Source organism: Streptomyces sp. NPDC007264 (assembly GCF_042869095.1).
Lineage (GTDB): Bacteria > Actinomycetota > Actinomycetes > Streptomycetales > Streptomycetaceae > Streptomyces.
This window is the reverse complement of record NZ_JBIAFD010000002.1, coordinates 243,153-260,771: the sequence shown is the minus strand read 5'-3', so window position 1 is coordinate 260,771 and position 17,619 is coordinate 243,153. Positions and strand designations below refer to the sequence as shown.

Annotated in this window: 13 protein-coding genes and 1 pseudogene; 12 read left to right on the top strand and 2 right to left on the bottom strand. The window is 72.1% G+C overall.

What is annotated here, in order from left to right:
• Positions 1–210: 210 nt before the first annotated feature.
• On the top strand, positions 211–1,941 hold the full coding sequence (locus tag ACFYMU_RS03890; RefSeq protein WP_388367373.1) for a lamin tail domain-containing protein: 1,731 nt from the start codon (positions 211–213) through the stop codon (positions 1,939–1,941).
• Positions 1,938–2,498 (top strand): hypothetical protein, encoded by a 561-nt coding sequence (locus ACFYMU_RS03885; RefSeq protein ID WP_388367372.1) that lies wholly within the window; start codon positions 1,938–1,940, stop codon positions 2,496–2,498. The genes ACFYMU_RS03890 and ACFYMU_RS03885 overlap by 4 nt, the downstream gene beginning before the upstream one ends.
• A 97-nt stretch (positions 2,499–2,595) precedes the next feature.
• Here ACFYMU_RS03885 and ACFYMU_RS03880 read toward each other — a convergent pair whose 3' ends face one another.
• Complete coding sequence (locus ACFYMU_RS03880) at positions 2,596–4,170, bottom strand: long-chain-fatty-acid--CoA ligase (protein ID WP_388367370.1); 1,575 nt, start codon at positions 4,168–4,170, stop codon at positions 2,596–2,598.
• Between the two features lie 215 nt (positions 4,171–4,385).
• Here ACFYMU_RS03880 and ACFYMU_RS03875 point away from each other — a divergent pair, with 215 nt between their 5' ends.
• Positions 4,386–5,597, top strand: coding sequence for a TetR/AcrR family transcriptional regulator (locus ACFYMU_RS03875; protein WP_388367368.1), 1,212 nt, complete (start codon positions 4,386–4,388; stop codon positions 5,595–5,597).
• 338 nt (positions 5,598–5,935) lie between these two features.
• On the opposite strand, the gene ACFYMU_RS03870 is transcribed toward ACFYMU_RS03875, so the two are convergent.
• Positions 5,936–7,144, bottom strand: coding sequence for an oxygenase MpaB family protein (locus ACFYMU_RS03870; RefSeq protein ID WP_388367366.1), 1,209 nt, complete (start codon positions 7,142–7,144; stop codon positions 5,936–5,938).
• Positions 7,145–7,414: 270 nt separating this feature from the next.
• Here ACFYMU_RS03870 and ACFYMU_RS03865 point away from each other — a divergent pair, with 270 nt between their 5' ends.
• The 9 genes and pseudogenes from ACFYMU_RS03865 (at position 7,415) to ACFYMU_RS03825 (ending at position 17,597) form a co-directional block, all read left to right on the top strand.
• Positions 7,415–9,040: a succinic semialdehyde dehydrogenase gene (locus tag ACFYMU_RS03865; RefSeq protein WP_388367364.1), complete on the top strand. Its 1,626-nt coding sequence runs from the start codon at positions 7,415–7,417 to the stop codon at positions 9,038–9,040.
• Positions 9,041–9,048: 8 nt separating this feature from the next.
• Complete coding sequence (locus ACFYMU_RS03860) at positions 9,049–9,516, top strand: DUF4334 domain-containing protein (protein ID WP_388367363.1); 468 nt, start codon at positions 9,049–9,051, stop codon at positions 9,514–9,516.
• Positions 9,513–10,565, top strand: coding sequence for an alcohol dehydrogenase catalytic domain-containing protein (locus tag ACFYMU_RS03855; RefSeq protein WP_388367362.1), 1,053 nt, complete (start codon positions 9,513–9,515; stop codon positions 10,563–10,565). The genes ACFYMU_RS03860 and ACFYMU_RS03855 overlap by 4 nt, the downstream gene beginning before the upstream one ends.
• Positions 10,566–10,615: 50 nt before the next feature.
• Positions 10,616–11,779 carry an acyl-CoA dehydrogenase family protein gene (locus ACFYMU_RS03850; RefSeq protein WP_388367360.1) on the top strand — a complete coding sequence of 388 codons (1,164 nt, stop codon included), beginning with the start codon at positions 10,616–10,618 and terminating at the stop codon, positions 11,777–11,779.
• 108 nt (positions 11,780–11,887) lie between these two features.
• Positions 11,888–12,733 (top strand): annotated as a pseudogene (locus tag ACFYMU_RS03845) (3-hydroxyacyl-CoA dehydrogenase family protein); the annotation flags it as partial.
• A gap of 308 nt (positions 12,734–13,041) precedes the next feature.
• Complete coding sequence (gene rsgA, locus ACFYMU_RS03840) at positions 13,042–14,142, top strand: ribosome small subunit-dependent GTPase A (protein ID WP_388367359.1); 1,101 nt, start codon at positions 13,042–13,044, stop codon at positions 14,140–14,142.
• 87 nt (positions 14,143–14,229) lie between these two features.
• Positions 14,230–15,714, top strand: a complete 1,485-nt coding sequence (locus tag ACFYMU_RS03835; protein ID WP_388367993.1) for a DNA-3-methyladenine glycosylase 2 family protein — start codon at positions 14,230–14,232, stop codon at positions 15,712–15,714.
• A gap of 2 nt (positions 15,715–15,716) precedes the next feature.
• Complete coding sequence (locus ACFYMU_RS03830) at positions 15,717–16,274, top strand: methylated-DNA--[protein]-cysteine S-methyltransferase (RefSeq protein ID WP_388367357.1); 558 nt, start codon at positions 15,717–15,719, stop codon at positions 16,272–16,274.
• 93 nt (positions 16,275–16,367) lie between these two features.
• The gene (locus ACFYMU_RS03825; RefSeq protein WP_388367355.1) at positions 16,368–17,597 is read left to right on the top strand and encodes an SGNH/GDSL hydrolase family protein; all 1,230 of its coding nucleotides are present in this window, start codon (positions 16,368–16,370) and stop codon (positions 17,595–17,597) included.
• Positions 17,598–17,619 lie beyond the last annotated feature (22 nt).

Below are 17,619 nucleotides of genomic sequence, written 5' to 3'. Positions count from 1 at the left end.
CACGTCACCTCGTAGCCCCAGGAGCCGTGCTGCCTCGGGAGCATCGTCCGCGGTGGCCGTGCCGCGCACAAGGGGCGTCGCGCATCGACTCCCCCCGATGGACGCACAGAAGTAACGCCTTGTCTGCCCGGGGGCGTTGGCGGGCACAGTACTCTCCGGCAATCGCTGCGATCGGTCGCGTCGCCGACCCGGACTTCGGAGGATCCCCCTGTGCACAGACCCCGTCTCCTGATACCCCTGTTTCTGGCAGCCGTGTTCACGGTCGCCACCGCCTTTCTGAGTCCCCACACCGCGTCCGCGACCGTGCCGGACGCGCCGCACTGCTCCACCGCCGGCACCTGGCGCCAGGGTGAGCTCAACATCTACTGGTTCGACGTCGATCAGGGCGACTCACAGCTCGTCGTGGGCCCGACCGGCCGCACGCTGCTCATCGACCTCGGCGAGACCGCGTTCAACTCCACCGGCACGAACACGAACGCTACGCGCGTCGCCTCCGAGATACGCTCCATATGCGGCGTATCCTCCGGGCCGGTGCACCTGGACTACGTGATGGCCTCCCACCAGCACCTCGACCACATCGGCTACGCCGCAAACCCCAACGACACCACCACGTACGGCAACGGCCTCTACCAGCTGCTGACCCCGCTCTCCTCCGGCGGCCTCGGCTTCACCGTCGGGCAGTTGATGGATCACGACGGCGGCGTATGGACCGACACCAACGGCGACAGCGACTGCGACGTCGGCACGTCCGCCGCGCCCAGCACCGAGACCGCCTGGCACAACGCGGGCACCACCTCCCTGACCGCCAAGCGGTGGATCTGCTGGCTCTACGGACCCTCGGGACAGGCCGACCGCGCCAACATCGACGGCAAGGTCGTGCGCATCACCAACGCGAGTCCCTGGCCGTCGCTCGACCTCGGCACCGGCGTCGCCTCCAACGTCGTCGAGGCCAACGCCAAGGACGTCATGCAGGCCGACGGCACCACCCCGGTCAGCGGCGACCACACCGCGGACGCCACCCCGCCGAGCGAGAACGACTACTCGATCGCACTGCGCACCACCTGGGGGCCGTTCGCCTACGCCACCGCGGGCGACAGCGACGGTGAGTACTCCGTCAGCGTCAACGGCTACACCTACAACAACATCGAGAGCCTGCTCGCGTCGAAGATGGGCACGGTCAACGCACTGCGCGCCAACCACCACGGCTCCTCGCACTCCTCCTCCGACGCCTACGTGAACTCCACCCACCCGCAGGTCGGCTTCATCTCCTGCGGCGTCAACTCCTACGGGCACCCGGGCAACCGCACCCTGAACGCCTTCCGCAGCGTCGGCGCGGACATCTACCTCGCCAACAACCCCTGCGACACCACCGACACGACCGGCGCGGCCATCGACTACTCCGGCACCTTCAACCACAACGGAACCGTGCACCTGGCCACCAGCGGCAGCGGCGCCGGCTTCACCGTCGACTACGACGCGGGCACCCGCACGTACACCACCTCGGGCAGCTCCGGCGGCGGCGCCGGGGATCCCACCCAGGTGAAGGTCAACGAGTTCCTGATGGCGCCCTCCTCCGGGACCGAGTGGGTGGAGCTGTACAACCCGACCGCGAGCACGGTGGACGTCAGCGGCTACTCCATCGACGACGCCGCCGGCGGCGGCGGTTCGCCCAAGCAGATCCCGTCGGGCACGACCATCCCGGCCGGCGGCCGGTGGGTGATGGACTTCGCCTCCGGGTTCCTCAACAACACCGGCTCGGAATCCGTACGGTTCCTGAAGATCGTCGGGGGCGTGGAGACCGTCTACGACACCTACTCGTACTCCCTCGGCTCGACGCAGTACGACAAGGTCTTCCACCGCGCCGCAGACGGCGGAACCTGGTGCGGCACCATTTCCTCCGATGTCACCAAGGGCACCGCCAACCCGGCGAGTTGCCCGTGAGAGCCCTGACCGTCCGGGTGGCGGTGGGCGCCCTGGCTCTGGCCGCCGCCGCCGTCGTGACCGCTTTCCTCGCCACCGCCCAGGACCGGCCCGCCGGCACCCTGAGCGGCGACGGCCGACTGGTGCTGATCAGCGGGCGGGACGACCACGGGCTCGTCGCCACCGCACGGGTCGCCCTGTACCGGCAGCCGGGCGACCTGACCCCGGTCGCACAGGTGAAGGACGGCGTCCTGGCCCGGGTCCTGTCGGTGAGCGGCAGCCTGCTCCAGGTGCGCACCGTCGACCGCGCGTCCGTTCAGGGCTGGGTCGACGACTTCTACCTGCGCGGCACCGTCCACCTGGCCGGTCCGGCCCCGGTCTGCCGGGTCCGGCTCGGCGGCCGGTTGCTCCCCGCGGGGGAACAAGCGGTCGTCCTCGACGTGCGGGGCTCCGAGGCCCGCGTCCGTGACGTCCGGACCGGCCGGTCCGGATGGGTGCCCCGCTCCGCCGTGCAGGAGCTGGCCCCGGCACCGGAGGCAGGATGCGCGCGGAAGAGGCAGGGGCACGACGAGCCGTGAGACGCCGCTGACCCGGGCCGCGGGTCCGGAAGGCCGTCACCTTCCGGGCCTGCGGCGCGGTTCCGAACGGGCCCGGCACGGGGCCCGCCGCATGCTTTCAGTCCTCGCCCGGTGTCCGCGCGCCGTCCTGGGCGCGCAGCGTGCTCTTGACGACCTTTCCGCCGGCGTTGCGGGGAAGCCGGGGAACCACCACGAGGGCCTTGGGCATCTTGAAGGAGGCGAGCTTCCCGTCGAGGAAGGCGGTCAGCTTCGGCAGCGACAGGTCGGCCTCCGGCGCGAGCGTGACGAACGCGACCGGCACCTGGCCCCAGCGCTCGTCGGACCTGCCGATCACCGCGACCTCCAGCACCGAGGGGTGCTCGGCGATGGCGTTCTCCAACTCGGCGCAGTAGATGTTCTCGCCGCCGCTGATGATCATGTCCTTCTTGCGGTCGGCCACCCAGACGAAGCCCTCTGCGTCCTGCCGGACCAGGTCGCCGGAGTGGAACCAGCCTCCGTGGAAGGCGTCCGCGGTCTCCTGGGGCTTGTTCCAGTACCCCTGGGTCACGGTGGGACCTCGGTAGACGACTTCGCCGACTTCGCCGACGGCGACGTCGTTCATGGAGGCGTCGACGATGCGGTACTGGATGGTCGGGATCGGCCGGCCGACCGATCCGAGCTTGCGCAGCGAGTCCTCACCCCGAAGGACGCAGGTGATCGGTGAGGTCTCGGTCTGGCCGAACACCGCGACATTGAGGGCGTCGGGGAACTTCTCCGCCATGGCTCGAAGCGTCGCGTCGCTCGCCGGCGCGGCCCCCCAGCTGATGACGCGCAGCTTGAGGTCACGCCGGTCGATGCCGGGCTGGGCGCAGATCAGGTCCCACTGCTGCGGCACGTTGAAGACGATGGTGGCGCCCTCGCGTTCATAGGCGTCGAGTACGGCCCGGGGGTCGAAGGCCCCGAGCGGGTGGATCACCACCGTGCCGCCGACCAGGAAGTTCGCGACGATCGAACCGAGGCCCGCGATGTGGAAGAAGGGCGCGGTCAGGAAGCCGACGTCGGAGTCGTCGAAGATCTCCATGGCCCGGATGCAGGTGATCGCCTGTACCTGCATGTTGCGGTGGGACAGCATCACCCCCTTCGGGCGGCCGGTGGTGCCCGAGGTGTACATGATCAGCGCGGTGGACTCCTCGCTGATGTCGGGCAGTTCCATCGGCTCGTGCGCGGCCAGGAAGCTCTCGTACTCGGTGCACCCCTCGGTCGCGTCCGACGCGCCGATGACGATCACCGTGGCGATGGATGCGGCGGCCGGCACGGCCTGGAGCAGCGGCAGCAGCTGCGCGTCGACCACGACGGCCGAAGGCGTGCAGTCGGCCAGGATGTAGCCGACCTCCGGCGGCGCCAGCCGGAAGCTGAGCGGGACGGCCATGGCCCCCAGGCTGTTGGCCGCGAACACGCTCTCCACGAACCACGGGTGGTTCAGGGTGAGCATGGCCACCCGGTCACCCGTCCGTACGCCTCGGTCGGCGAGGGCGGCCGCCAGTTGCAGCGACCGTCGCGACAGCTGGGCCCAGGTCGTGGTGCCCCCGAGATAGCGCAGCGCGGGCTTGTCGGGCCGCATCATCGCGTGGGTGGCCGCCTGTGCCATCCAGTGGTGACGGAAGGTCCAGGCGGGAGCCGTGTCGGTGGACATGCCACTCCTCGGATTCCGGGCGGGCGGGGGTGGGACCGAGCGCCATTATGCCCGCGACACCGCCGGTCAAGAAGCCTTTTGTTAATGGAAAATCACATGGGAAGTGAAGAGGGGGTCACGTGCCGCGCGACCTGCGCCGCAGTGGGTTCTGGCCCTCGATCGCCTTGTGATTCACTAGCGCGCATGGCCCTGTCCCCGCGTACTCCTGCCCTCCGGTGAACGCCGATCCGATCGCGGCCACCCGACCGCGCAACCGTAGGCAGCTCATCGTCGAGGCGGCCGGACGAGTGTTCAGCGAGCGCGGCTACCACGCGGCGTCCATGGAAGAGATCGCCGCCGGTGTGGGCATCAGCGCGGCGGCCCTGTACCGGCACTTCCCCAACAAGTACGCGTTGTTCGCCGAGTGCGCGAACGTCATGGCGGACCGACTCGTCGCAGCGCTCGACGACGTGCCGCCCGAGGCGGACCTGGCGGCGGTGCTCGGCGCCGTCATCCAGGTCACCGTGGCCCAGCGCGCAACGGGCGGCCTCTACCGATGGGAGTCCCGGTACCTCGATCGTGAGGACCGCCGGTTCCTCGGGGCGAAGTTCGCGCGCGTTGTCGGGCGAGTGACCGAGGCGGTGCGGCGCGAGTCCCCGCTGCCCGACGCGGAGCTGCCCGACGCGGAGCTGCCCGACGCGGAGCTGCCCGCCGCGGAGCTGCGCGCCGCGGCGGCCCTCGGGGCGATCGGGTCCATCACGATGCATCACGTCTCCATCGCCCAACGCAGGGTCGAGGACGTGCTGTTGGCGTGCGCCCTGCGCGTGGCCACGACCGACCCCGCCATGTCCGTCGGCGGTCCACGTCCTGTCGAACTGCCCGTCCAGCCGGTGCCGCGCACTCGGCGCGCGGAGATTCTGGCCGCCGCCGTCCCGCTGTTCGCGCGGGACGGGTTCGTCAAGGTCACCAACGGGCAGATCGCCGAGGCGGTGGGGCTGACGACGTCCGCCATCTACCGCCACTACCCCACCAAGGTGGACATCCTGGTGGCCGCCTGCCTGCAGGCGGCGGGACTGCTGGCCCAGGCGGTCGAGCAGAACCTCGACGAGGTGACCGACCCGCACGACGCCGTGGTCGCGCTGGCGGCGACGTACGTGGCCTACAGCTTCGAGCACACCGAGCTCACCAGCGTCGCCGAAGCCGAGGTCGCCGGCCTGCCGACCGACCTGCGGCAGCCCCTGATCCTCGCGCAGCGCGAGCACATCGCCGTATGGGAGCAGCAACTGCGGCTCGCCCGGCCGGAGTTGGACCCGCGTCAGGCCCGGGTCCTGGTGCATGCGGGGTTCGGCGTCGTGGTCGAGGCCGGTCGCAGGCTGCACTGGCAGGACACGCATGAACACCGGGACGCCGTCACCGCCCTGGTCGTAGGCGCCCTGGGCCTGCAGTAGCGGTGCCCTCCGGTCGATCGCCGCGGAGCGTCGCTGCGGCCGGGGAGTCCACGCCTGAGCTGCCGTCAGGGCGGCCCCTGTCGGCAGCTCGTGGCCGCGGCATGCACGAGGTCCACCGCGATGGCCTCCGGCGGCGAGCACGGTGCGAGCGGCGCGGTGCGAGCGGCACGGGCCGAGCGGCGCGGTGCGAGCGGCACGGGCCGAGCGGCGGATGCCCGTGCCGGCTCTGAGACGGGCCGTCAGGGCCTCGGGGCGGCCCGGGTGTTCCGTGCCGGGCAGGAAGCGCCCCGCGACCCGCCGGGCCGGTCGCGGGGCGTCACGCGAGCGGGCCTGCCGGCTCAGGCGCCGGGCCGGTTCGCGGTGGGGAGGGTGATCGGGGTCTGCGTCGCCGAGGTGCCGTTGTTCAGGTACAGCATGGCGATGCCGCGCACGAACTGGTCGAACAGGTAGAAGCCGTCCGGCACGATGGGCGACAGTCCTTCGCGGAACTTGACGTACGCCGGCCATGCGGCGTTGATCAGCGCCCGCGACACCAGGTCGTGGGGCAGGCCGAGCCAGTCGGAGTACTCGTCGCCGATCAGGTAGCGGACCATCTCGCTGACGAATCCGGTGTCCAGGCCCAGGACGGGGTCCTCGACGTACCCGAGCAGCGTCTTGGCCAGGCTGGTGCCCTCGGTCGTGGGGGCGACCACCGGCCACAGCATCTGGGCGGCCTGCCGCTGCGCGTCGGACCAGCCGGCGGGAATGAACTGGTCCTGCACGCCGAGCAGGTGGAGGGCGACCTGCCAGGCGTGCAGGTCCGCGGCCTGTTCCGCGGCCGACAGTTTGACGCCCCACTTCTGCAGGTTGTTGTGCGCGACGGTGGCCACCGAGTGGAACGTGATCAGGATGTCGCCGTTGCTGATCGGCTTCGGCTCATCCGCGGTCGCCATGAAGTGCGTCGAGGTCGGCAGCAGGTTGCGGACCGCGGAGTGCACCAGGCGCGTCTTGTTGGCGCTGACCACGAAGTGCCCCGTGGGCTCCCAGGCGGTCTCGCTGTGCAGGTCGTAGCCGAAGGTGAAGGTCTTGGCCGCGCGGGCCTTCATGTCGGCGCCGCCGGCGGACCAGTAGACCGCTCTGGCTTCCCGCGGGATCACGGTGCTCAGGATTCCGCTGCCGAGGCTCTCGGACACGAACAGGTAGCTGCTCAGGCGCTTGTAGAGCTTCTGGGACGCGGCGAGGAGGGCGGAGTCGGCCCACGGCGGCAGCTGGTTGACCTGCCTGAGGTAGTCGGTCAGGTAGTCCGGCATGCCGGACGGCAGGGAGTCGCTGTTGTCGACCCACGACTCCCAGGCCCTGTTGACCGCCGGGATCGTGCCGTCGGCGAGGAGCCGGGCCGCCACCTCGTCGGCCGTGGGGTCCCAGACCGAGAACGGGTCGGTGACCGTGTCGGTTCCGGCGATCGAGCCCGTGGACGACCACGACCATGCGTGGGACACGTCCGCCATGCTCACCAGGCCCAGCGCGGCGCCGAGCGTCAGCATGCGCCTTCTACTGAGATTTCCCATTTACATCCCTACTTTCGAGGCGGGCTGGATGTCGCCCCGTATACCGGTCCGAAGCGCAGGATACGAGCCGATTTCAAGGTTGCTCATGGCTGTGATTTTCGATTAACATAACGACGCGTTCCATCGTCGGCAAGGCCTCTGCACGGCCTGGACGTCACCGCAGCCGCACGGTGTCGCCGGCTCCCCCGGCGCCGCTGTCGCGGACGGGCGGAGAGCCGCCCTGTCCGACCCGCACCCGACCCGCACCCGTCCGGCATCCCTAGGAGCCCCATGAGTACGGAGCAGGAAAAGATCGAAGCGCCTCCGCCGCGGACGGCGACGAGCCCGCGCCCCGCATGGGTGAGCGACGAACTGATCGGGCAGTGGTGTGCGTGGGTGCACCGGGACGGGACCCGCCCGGAACGGGGCGCCGCCCGGCCGGTGACCGCGCTCGCGCCCTACGATCTGTCGCCGATCGCGCCCGTCCCCGCGTGCGCCCCGGAAGACGTCGAGTCCGCGGCCGCCGCGGCCCGGGCCGCCCAGCAGGAGTGGGCGCGGACGCCGATCGCGCACCGGGCCGGCATCGTGCTCGCCTTCCACGACCTGCTGCTGCAACGGCAGGGCCAGGTGCTCGACCTGATCCAGTGGGAGACCGGCAAGGCGCGGTACCACGCCTGGCAGGAGGTGGCGCAGATCGCGGCCATCGCCCGGCACTACGCGCGCCGCACCGCAAAATACCTGACCACCCGTCGTGTACGGGGGATGGTGCCCGGTCTGACGAAGGTCAGGGAACTGCGGGTGCCGAAGGGCGTGGTCGGTGTCGTCTCTCCGTGGAACTATCCCCTCTACCTCGGGGTCGGCGACGTGCTCCCGGCGCTGCTGGCCGGCAACGCCGTTGTCTCCAAGGCGGACTCCCAGGCCGCGCTGACCATGCTGTGGACCCGCGCCCTGCTGGACGAGGCGGGCCTGCCCGCCGATCTGTGGCAGATCGTGGCGGGTGACGGCGCCGTGGTCGGAACCGCCGTGGTCGACACCGTCGACTTCGTCTGCTTCACCGGGTCCACCGCCACCGGACGCACCGTCGCGGAGCGCGCCGCCCGGCGACTCATCGGCTCCTCCCTCGAACTCGGCGGGAAGAACCCGCTCATCGTGCGCGCGGACGCCGACATCGCCGCCGCGGCGGCCGGTACGGTCGTGGCCGCCTTCGCGAACACCGGGCAGATGTGCATCCACATCGAGCGCGCCTACGTGCACGAGAAGGTCTACGACGCGTTCCGCGACGAGTTCGTACGGGCGACGAAGGCGCTGCGGCTCGGACGGTCCTACGACTACTCGGCGGACATCGGGTCGCTGGTCTCGCCGGCACAGCTCGCTGCGGTGGAGGCCCATGTCGGCGACGCGGTGGCCAAAGGTGCGACCGTGCTCGCGGGCGGCCGGCCCCGGCCCGACATCGGCCCGCTGTTCTACGAGCCGACGATCCTCGAAGGCGTCACCCCCGAGATGGCCGTCTGCGCGGTGGAGACGTTCGGCCCGGTCATCTCGCTGTACCCCTATGACACGGACGATCAGGCTCTGAGGCTGGCCAACCAGGGGGCCTACGGCCTGTCGGCGTCGATCTGGTCGAAGAACACCCGCGAGGCCGAGCGGATGGCCGGGCTGATCCGCTCCGGATCGGTCAACATCAACGACGGTGCCGCCGCGGCGGCCGGCAGCATCGAGGCCGGCATGGGCGGCATGGGCGACAGCGGCCTCGGCCGCCGCCACGGGGCCGAGGGCATCCGCAAGTACACCGAGAGCCAGACGGTCGCCGTGCAGCGCCTCATGCCGCCCGGCCCGTCGCCGAAGCAGTCGGTGGAGAGCTTCGTCCGCCGCACCAACGGCCAACTGGCCCTGCTGCGCCGGCTGGGTGTGCGATGAGCGGCGGCATGTCCCCGGTGCTCGAGCGGTGGCGAGCCCTGCGGGCAGCGGCGGGTCCGGTCGACCCGGGCGAGCTCGACGCCCTGTGGGCGGACCTCGAGGTCGTCGACGCCTCGTCGATCCTCGGCTCCTGGCGGGGCTTCGCCTTCCCGACCGGCCACCCCGTCGAGCGGGTGCTGACCGGCAGCCGGTGGCACGGCAAGAGGTTCGTCGCACTGGACGACGCCAAACCGCTGATCTGCCGGGCGGAGGACGGCGGCCTCTACTCCGACACCACCTCGGGCCGAGGCGAGGCCAGCCTGTGGAACATCGAGTTCCGGGGCGAGGTGACCGCCACGATGGTGTACGACGGCATGCCGGTGTTCGACCACTTCAAACAGGTGGACGACGACACCCTCATGGGCGTGATGAACGGCAAGGCGGCCGCGGTGTCCGCCGACGGCGGTCTCTTCTACTTCGGCCTGGAGCGCGAATGAAGGTCTTCGCGCTGCTCTCGCGCGGCTCCGCGCCCAGCGAACTCGTCGAAGCCGAGCTGGACGACCCGCGGTCCGACGAGGTGATCGTGCGGATCGAGGCGGTCGGGGTGTGCCACACGGACCTCGTCACCCGGAAGAAGCTCGGCGAGCGGCCGGCGGTCCTCGGGCACGAGGGCTGCGGCACCGTCGAGTACCTGGGGTCGTCCGTCGACGGGCTCACGGTCGGGGACCGGGTCGTGATCTCCTTCGCGTCGTGCGGAGGATGCGCCCAGTGCCGGGCCGGCCGGCCGGGGTACTGCGCCTGGGCGAGGGCGCTCAACGGTTCGGGGCGGCGGCTGGACGCGTCGCCGACCCTACGCGTCCGCGACGAGCCGGTCTTCGGGGCCTTCTTCGGCCAGTCGTCGTTCGCCACGGCCGCGTTGGCCGATGCCGGATCATGCGTTCCGGTCGGCGACGTGCCACCAGCCGTCGTCGCCCCCTTGGGCTGCGGGTTCCTGACCGGCGCGGGCGCGGTGCTCAATGTCCTTCGCCCTCGTCCAGGCGACCGCCTGCTGGTGGTCGGCGCCGGCGGCGTGGGCGCCGCCGCAGCGCTGACGGCTCTTTCCGAAGGCGTCGAGGTCGTCGTGGCGGAGCCCGTCGCAGCGCGCCGCGCACTTGTCGCCCGGTACGGTGCCACGGCCGTCGCCTCGCTGGCCGACCCGATTCCGGCAGTGACCCACGCGCTGGACACCACGGGGCGGCCCGAGTCGATCGCCCGCGCGCTCCCCCTGCTCCAGCCGCACGGCGTGTTGGTGCTGGTCGGGCTCGGCCCTGCCGAAGCCAGCGTCGACGTACGGACGTTGATGGCGCGTGGGCTGCAGGTACGCGGCTGCGTCGAGGGCGATGCCGAACCGTCGGTCCTGATACCCGAACTGGTCCGGCGGTACCGGTCCGGTCTCCTGCCCCTCGACCGCCTGGTCACCACCTACGCCCTGGGCGACTTCGACCGGGCGGTGGCAGACCAGCAGGCCGGACGGACGCTGAAGCCGGTTCTCCTGCCCGGAGGTTGACCGCGCGCACTGCCTTCCCCCTTCGACCGTGATCTGGAACAGGAGTTCTGATGGCCGGTGTGACACCCGTGAAGCGGTCGCTCTACGAGGACGAGCACGAGCTCCTGCGGGAGACGGTTCGTGCGTTCGTCGACAAGCACGCCGCCCCGCACGCCGCGCGGTGGCGGGCCGAGGGCAAGGTCGACCGCGAGCTGTTCCAGGAGGCCGCCCGCGCCGGGATCCTCGGCTTCAACATCCCCGAGGAGTACGGCGGCGGCGGGGTCACCGACTTCCGCTTCAACGCCGTGATCGGTGAGGAGTTCTCGCGCCGTCCCGTCTCGGACGGGCTCGCCGGGGTCGCGCTGTCCAACGACATCGTCGTGCCCTACTTCACCGACCTGACCGACGACGAGCAGAAGGCCCGCTGGCTGCCCGGCATCGCCGCCGGTGAGTTCGTCGTCGCGGTGGCGATGACCGAGCCCGGGACCGGCAGCGACCTGGCCGGTATCACCACCACCGCCGTCCGTGACGGCGACGACTACGTGGTCAACGGCAGCAAGGTCTTCATCTCCAACGGCCAGAACGCCGACCTCGTCGTCACCGCCGTGCGGACCGGTCCGGACCGCCACGGCGGGATCAGCCTGCTGGTCGTCGAGGCCGATCGTCCCGGCTTCTCGCGGGGTCGCAACCTGGAGAAGATCGGCCTGCACGCCCAGGACACCAGCGAGCTGTTCTTCCAGGACGTCCGCGTGCCGGTCGCCAACCGGCTCGGCGAGGAAGGCTCGGGCTTCACGTCCCTGATGCGCAACCTTCCGCAGGAACGGATCTCGATCGCCGCGGGCGCCGTGGCCTCCGTCGAGGGAGTGCTCGAACGCACCCTGGAGTACGTCAAGGAACGCAAGGCGTTCGGCAGGCCGATCGGCTCCTTCCAGAACACCCGCTTCGAACTGGCCGACATGGTCACCACCGCCCGGGTGGGCCGCGCCTACCTCGACGATCTGCTCGCCAGGCACTCCCGCGGCGAGCTCACGGCGGTGGACGCCGCGGCTGCGAAGTTCTGGGCCACGGAGCAGTACGTCACCATCGTCGGGCGCTGTCTGCAACTCCACGGCGCCTACGGCTACATGCTCGAATACCGCATCGCCCACGACTACCTCGACTCGCGCATCACCACCGTCTACGGCGGCACCACCGAGATCATGAAAGAGATCGTCGGCCGCGACCTGGGCCTGTAGCCCCCGTTCAGACGCTCCGGGGGAGACCTCCCGCGCCGCGCACTCCGGGGTCCGAGCCCTTCCGCACAACGTCCCGTCCCGAGAAAGGGGGCGTCGTGTCCGACGCCTACATATATGACGCCGTCCGGTCGGCGCGAGCGGGACTTCATCGGCGTCCACTTCTTCAGCCCGGTGGACAGGATGCGCCTGGTCGAGATCGTCCGCGCGCCGCAGACGAGCGACAAGACGCTGGCCAAGGTCTTCGACTACGTCCTGCAGATCGGCAAGATCCCCATCGTCGTGAACGACTCGCGGGGATTCTTCACCTCACGAGTGATCGGCCGCTTCCTCGCCGAGGCCGTCGCCGCCGTCGGCGAGGGCGTCGAGCCGGCGAGTGTCGAGCAGGCCGCGCTCCAGGCGGGCTGTCCCGCGGGCGCTCTCCAACTGCTGGACGAGCTGACCCTGTCACTGACCCAGAAGATCCGCGTCGAGACCCGTGCCGCCGCGGAGGCCGAAGGCAGGACCTGGGCGGCGCATCCGTCGGAGGAGGTCGTGGACTGGATGCTCGAGCAGGGACGGGTCGGGCGACGGGAGCGCGCCGGCTGGTACGACTACGACGAGTCCGGCAAGCGGCTCGGCATCTGGCCGGGCGTCCGCGAGCGGTACGGCTCGGGGCAGCGCGTGCTGCCGATCGAGGACCTCCAGGAGCGGATGCTCTTCGCCGAAGCCCTCGACGCCGTCGACTGCCTCGACAACGGCGTGCTGACGAGCGTGGCCGACGCCGACGTCGGCTCGGTCCACGGCATCGGCTTCCCGGCGTGGACCGGCGGCGTCCTGCAGTACGTCAACCAGTACGACGGCGGACTGCCCGGTTTCGTCGCCAGGGCGCGGGAACTCGCCGCGACCTACGGTGAGCGGTTCCTGCCGCCCGCATCGCTGGTGGAGCGCGCCGAGCGCGGTGAGATCCTTGCGTGAGAACGTGCCGGGCTGTTCGCCAAGGGCCCCGGCCACCGGCAGGTGGGCCCCGTCCGGCGTAGGGGTGTGCCGAAAAGCCGTGGCGCCCGAGGGTGCGTGCCTCTAGGGTGAGGCTCGCTTCTCGCAGTGGCCGTCGGCCGCTGCTGTCGGCCGAGTGAGGAACGGGAGGTGTGACCGATGGCTGTCTCTGTGATGGGCGCTGCCCGTGCTCAGAAGTTCATCCACTCCACCTCCGTGGCCACCGGCTGACACCTCATCCCCGCGCGCCCGCGGCGCGCCGGCCGGGGCCACCCTGTGAAGGGTCCCCCTTGAAGTCCACTTCCGAGTCCTCTGCTTTCTCCGCGCTCGTCCCCTACGGCTGGGACGACGCCTGGGCGGACGCGTTCGCCCCCTATCAGGCCGAAGGGCTGCTCGCCGGGCGGGTCGTGCGTGTCGACCGCGGCCAGTGCGACGTGGTCACCGCCGACGGGGTGCTGCGCGCCGACACCTCCTTCGTCACCCCGCACGATCCCCTGCGGGTCGTGTGCACCGGCGACTGGGCCGCCGTCGAACCCGGGGGCAGCCCCCGCTACGTCCGGGCGTATCTGCCGCGCCGCACCGCCTTCGTGCGCTCCACCTCCTCCAAGCGGTCCGAGGGGCAGATCCTCGCGGCCAACGTCGACCACGCCGTCATCGCCGTCTCCCTCGCCGCCGAACTGGACCTCGGCCGCGTCGAACGCTTCCTCGCGCTGGCCTGGGAGTCCGGGGCGCAGCCGATCGTGGTGCTCACCAAGGCCGATCTGGTACCGGACGCGGTGACGCTCTCGTACCTCGCCCAGGACGTGCAGCAGACCGCGCCCGGGGTGCAGGTCCTGCCGGTCAGCTCGCAGCGCGGAGAGGGGCTCGACGTCCTCACCGCGCTCCTGGGGGGCGGCACGGCCGTGCTGCTCGGGCAGTCCGGCACGGGGAAGTCGACCCTCGCCAACGCGCTGCTCGGCGAGGACGTCATGACCGTGCGGGAGACCCGGGACGTGGACGGCAAGGGACGCCACACCACGACCACGCGCAATCTGCTCGCCCTGCCCGGCGGAGGCGTCCTCATCGACACGCCCGGGCTGCGCGGGGTGGGGCTCTGGGACGCCGGGACCGGCGTGGGCCAGGTGTTCTCCGAGATCGAGGACCTCGCCACGAACTGCCGCTTCCATGACTGCTCGCACGTCGCCGAACCCGGCTGTGCGGTGCTCGCGGCGGTGGCGTCCGGGGAGCTGTCCGAGCGGCGGCTGGAGAGCTACCGCAAGCTGCTCCGGGAGAACCAGTGGATCGTGGCGAAGACGGATGCCCGGGCACGGGCCGAGCTGCGGCGCGAGTGGAAACGCAAGGGAGCCGAGGGGAGGGCGGCGATGGAGATGAAGCGGGGGCGGCGGCGCTGAGGGGTGCCCCAGGGGGACGGCGGCCGAGACTCGGTGTCCGAATCCCGCCAGCCCCGTCCCCTCCCCTCGACCACACTGGAAGGCGTGATCGACGAAGACACCAGGTACGAGGCGGTGCGCAGCCGGGACGCCCGGTTCGACGGCGAGTTCTTCTTCGCCGTCGAGACGACCGGGATCTACTGCCGGCCCAGCTGCCCCGCCGTGCCGCCGAAGCGGCGGAACGTGCGGTTCTATCCGACGGCCGCCGCCGCGCAGTGTGCCGGGTTCCGGGCCTGCCGGCGGTGCCGTCCGGACTCCGTGCCCGGCTCCGCGGAGTGGGACGTGCGCGCGGACGTCGTGGGGCGCGCCATGCGCCTGATCAAGGACGGCGTCGTCGACCGCGAGGGCGTCGGCGGGCTGGCCCGGCGCCTCGGGTACAGCGCCCGCCAGGTGCAGCGGCAGCTCACCGCCGAGGTCGGTGCCGGACCCGTCGCGCTGGCCCGCGCGCAGCGCGCCCACACCGCACGCGTCCTGCTGCAGACCACCGCGCTGCCGGTCACGGAGATCGCCTTCGCGGCCGGATTCGCCAGCGTGCGCCAGTTCAACGACACGATCAAGGCGGTCTACGCCGCCACCCCGAGCGAGCTGCGCGCCGCCGCACCCCGCGGCGGACCCGCCGTGCGCCGCCCGGAGGCCGCGTCCGCCGGGATCCCGCTGCGGCTCGCGCACCGCGGCCCGTACCAGTCCACCGCCGTCTTCGACCTGCTCGGCCGTGAGGCGATCGCGGGCGTCGAGGAGGTCGAAGGGCCGCGCGGCCGCCGCACCTACCGCCGTACGCTCCGGCTGCCGTACGGCACCGCCGTCGTCGCCGTCGAGGAGCGGCGGCAGGGCGGTCTCCCGCCCCAGCGGCCGGAAAGACGGGAGACCGCCCACCCCGGCGGCTGGCTGGAGGCCCGGCTCCACCTCACCGACCCCCGTGATCTCACCACCGCGGTCCAGCGGCTACGGCGGCTGCTCGACCTCGACGCCGATCCGTACGCCGTCGACGGGCGCCTCGGCGCCGACCCCCGGCTCGCCCCGCTGGTCGCCGCCCGCCCCGGACTGCGCTCGCCAGGCGCTGCCGACCCGGAGGAGTTCGCCGTACGCGCCCTCGTCGGACGGGTCCGCGCCGAGCGACTCGTCCAGCGGTACGGGAAGGCGCTGGACGTCCCGTACGGCACCCTCACCCATGTCTTCCCGGAGCCGGCCGCGCTCGCCGACGCCGCGACCGGGACCGCGACCGCGACCGGGACCGGGACCGACCCCGCCGGGCCGCACGGCACGCTGGCCGCCCTCACCTCCGCCCTCGCCGACGGCGTCCTCCGCCTCGACGCCGGCGCCGACCGCGACGACGCCCACGATGCGCTGCTCGCCCTGCCCGGCATGGACCCTCGCACCGCCGCGGTCATCCGCACCCGTGCCCTCGGCGACCCCGACGTCGCGCCGCCCGGCGAGGACGTCCCGGACGCCTGGCGCCCGTGGCGCTCCTACGCCCTTCAGCATCTGAGGACAGCCGGACGACCGATCCACCCGGACACACAGGAAGACCACTGACCATGGCTCAGCACCATACCGTCCATCACACCGTCCTCGACAGCCCCGTCGGTCCCCTCCTGCTGACCGCCGACGCCTCCGGCGCGCTCACCTCCCTGTCCGTGCCGGGGCAGAAGGGCGGCCGCACCGCCCGACCGGAATGGCGGCACACACCCGCCCTGTTCCGGGAGGCCGAGCGGCAGCTGGCCGCCTACTTCGCCGGTGAACTCACGGAGTTCCACCTCGAGATGCGCACGGACGGCACCGCGTTCCGCGAGCGGGTCTGGGCCGCGCTCGCCTCCGTGCCGTACGGCGAGACCACGACGTACGGCGCCCTCGCCGCCCGGGTCGGGGCGTCCCGCGCCGCCGTCCGCGCCGTCGGCGGGGCGATCGGCGCCAACCCGCTGCTCATCGTCCGCCCCTGCCACCGGGTGATCGGCGCCGACGGCTCCCTCACCGGCTACGCGGGCGGTCTCGACCGCAAACTGCGGCTGCTCACCCTGGAGGGCGCGCTCCAGTCGCCCCCCGCCCCGCCCTCCCAGGCGCTCTCCACCCCGCCCGCCGTACGCCCGAAAGGGTGATGCGGGGTTGGCTCCCCGGCGTGTCGTGGGAAGCCATGGAGGGCTCGCCGGTCCCGTGCCACGGGGACCGCAGGGGAGGAAGGGCGCGCCCGCATGGTCCACCCGCATCGCGCCACCGGGGCCCGACGCCGGTGCCTCGCCGTCCTGGTGCTCACCCTCGTGTCCACCGCGGCCACCTTCCCGGGCACGTCCGGCCGCCCGGAGACGGCCCCGCGATGGACCGGCACCTGGGAGGCCGCCCCCTCCGGGACGGCCCCCGCCCTGCCCGGCGCCTCCCTCCGCAACGTCGTGCACACCAGCGTCGGCGGCAGCGCCGCCCGCGTCCGCATCACCAACCGCCTGGGCACCGCCCCGCTCCGACTCGACGCCGTCACCGTCGCGTTGCAGCGCCCGGCCGCCCCCGCGAGCCCCGACGCGGTCCCGGGCTCCCTGCGCACCGCCACCTTCGCCGGGGCCACCTCGGTGACCGTCCCGCCGGGCCAGGACCGAGTCACCGATCCCGTCCGGCTGAAGGTCCCCGCGGACGCCAATCTCCTCGTCACCGTGCACACCCCCACCGACTGCGGCCCGGCGACCTACCACCGCACCGCCCTGCAGGCCAACTTCCTCGCCCGGCACGGCAATCGGGCCGACGACACGGCCGGAGCCGCCTTCACCACCAAGGTCTCGCACTGGTACTACGTGACCGGCGTCGACGTCCTCGGGCCGGCCCCCGGCAGCGTCGTCGCGCTCGGCGACTCGCTCACCGACGGCAACGGATCCTCGTACGGCGCCAACCACCGCTGGCCCGACCTGCTGTCCCGGCGCCTGCGCGGCCGGCCTCCGAGCCGCCGGCCGGGCGTCCTGAACGCCGGCGTCTCCGGCAACCGCCTCCTTCGCGACGGTGTGGGCCCCAGCGCCCTGGCCCGCCTCGACGCCGACGTCCTCTCCCGCACGGGAGCGCGCACGGTGATCGTGCTGGAGGGCGTCAACGACCTCAAGGGCACCCCGCCCCGGGCCGATCCGGGCGCCTTCGTGCGCGCGTACCGCCGGATCGTGGCCCGCGCGCACGCCCACGGCCTGCGCGTCATCGGCGCCACCCTCACCCCGTTCGGCGGCAGCCGGGGCTGGACGCCGGCCCTCGAGGGCGTGCGGCGCGAGGTCAACGCCCTCATCCGCGGCGGGCTGTTCGACGCGGTGGCGGACTTCGACGCCGCCGTCCGCGACCCCACCCGCCCCGACCGCATCCGGCCGGCCTACGACTCGGGCGACCACCTCCACTTCAACGACGCGGGGATGAAGGCGCTCGCCGACGCCGTCGACCCGGCCGTTCTCACCGGCTGAACCGGACCCGCGGCCCGGCGCG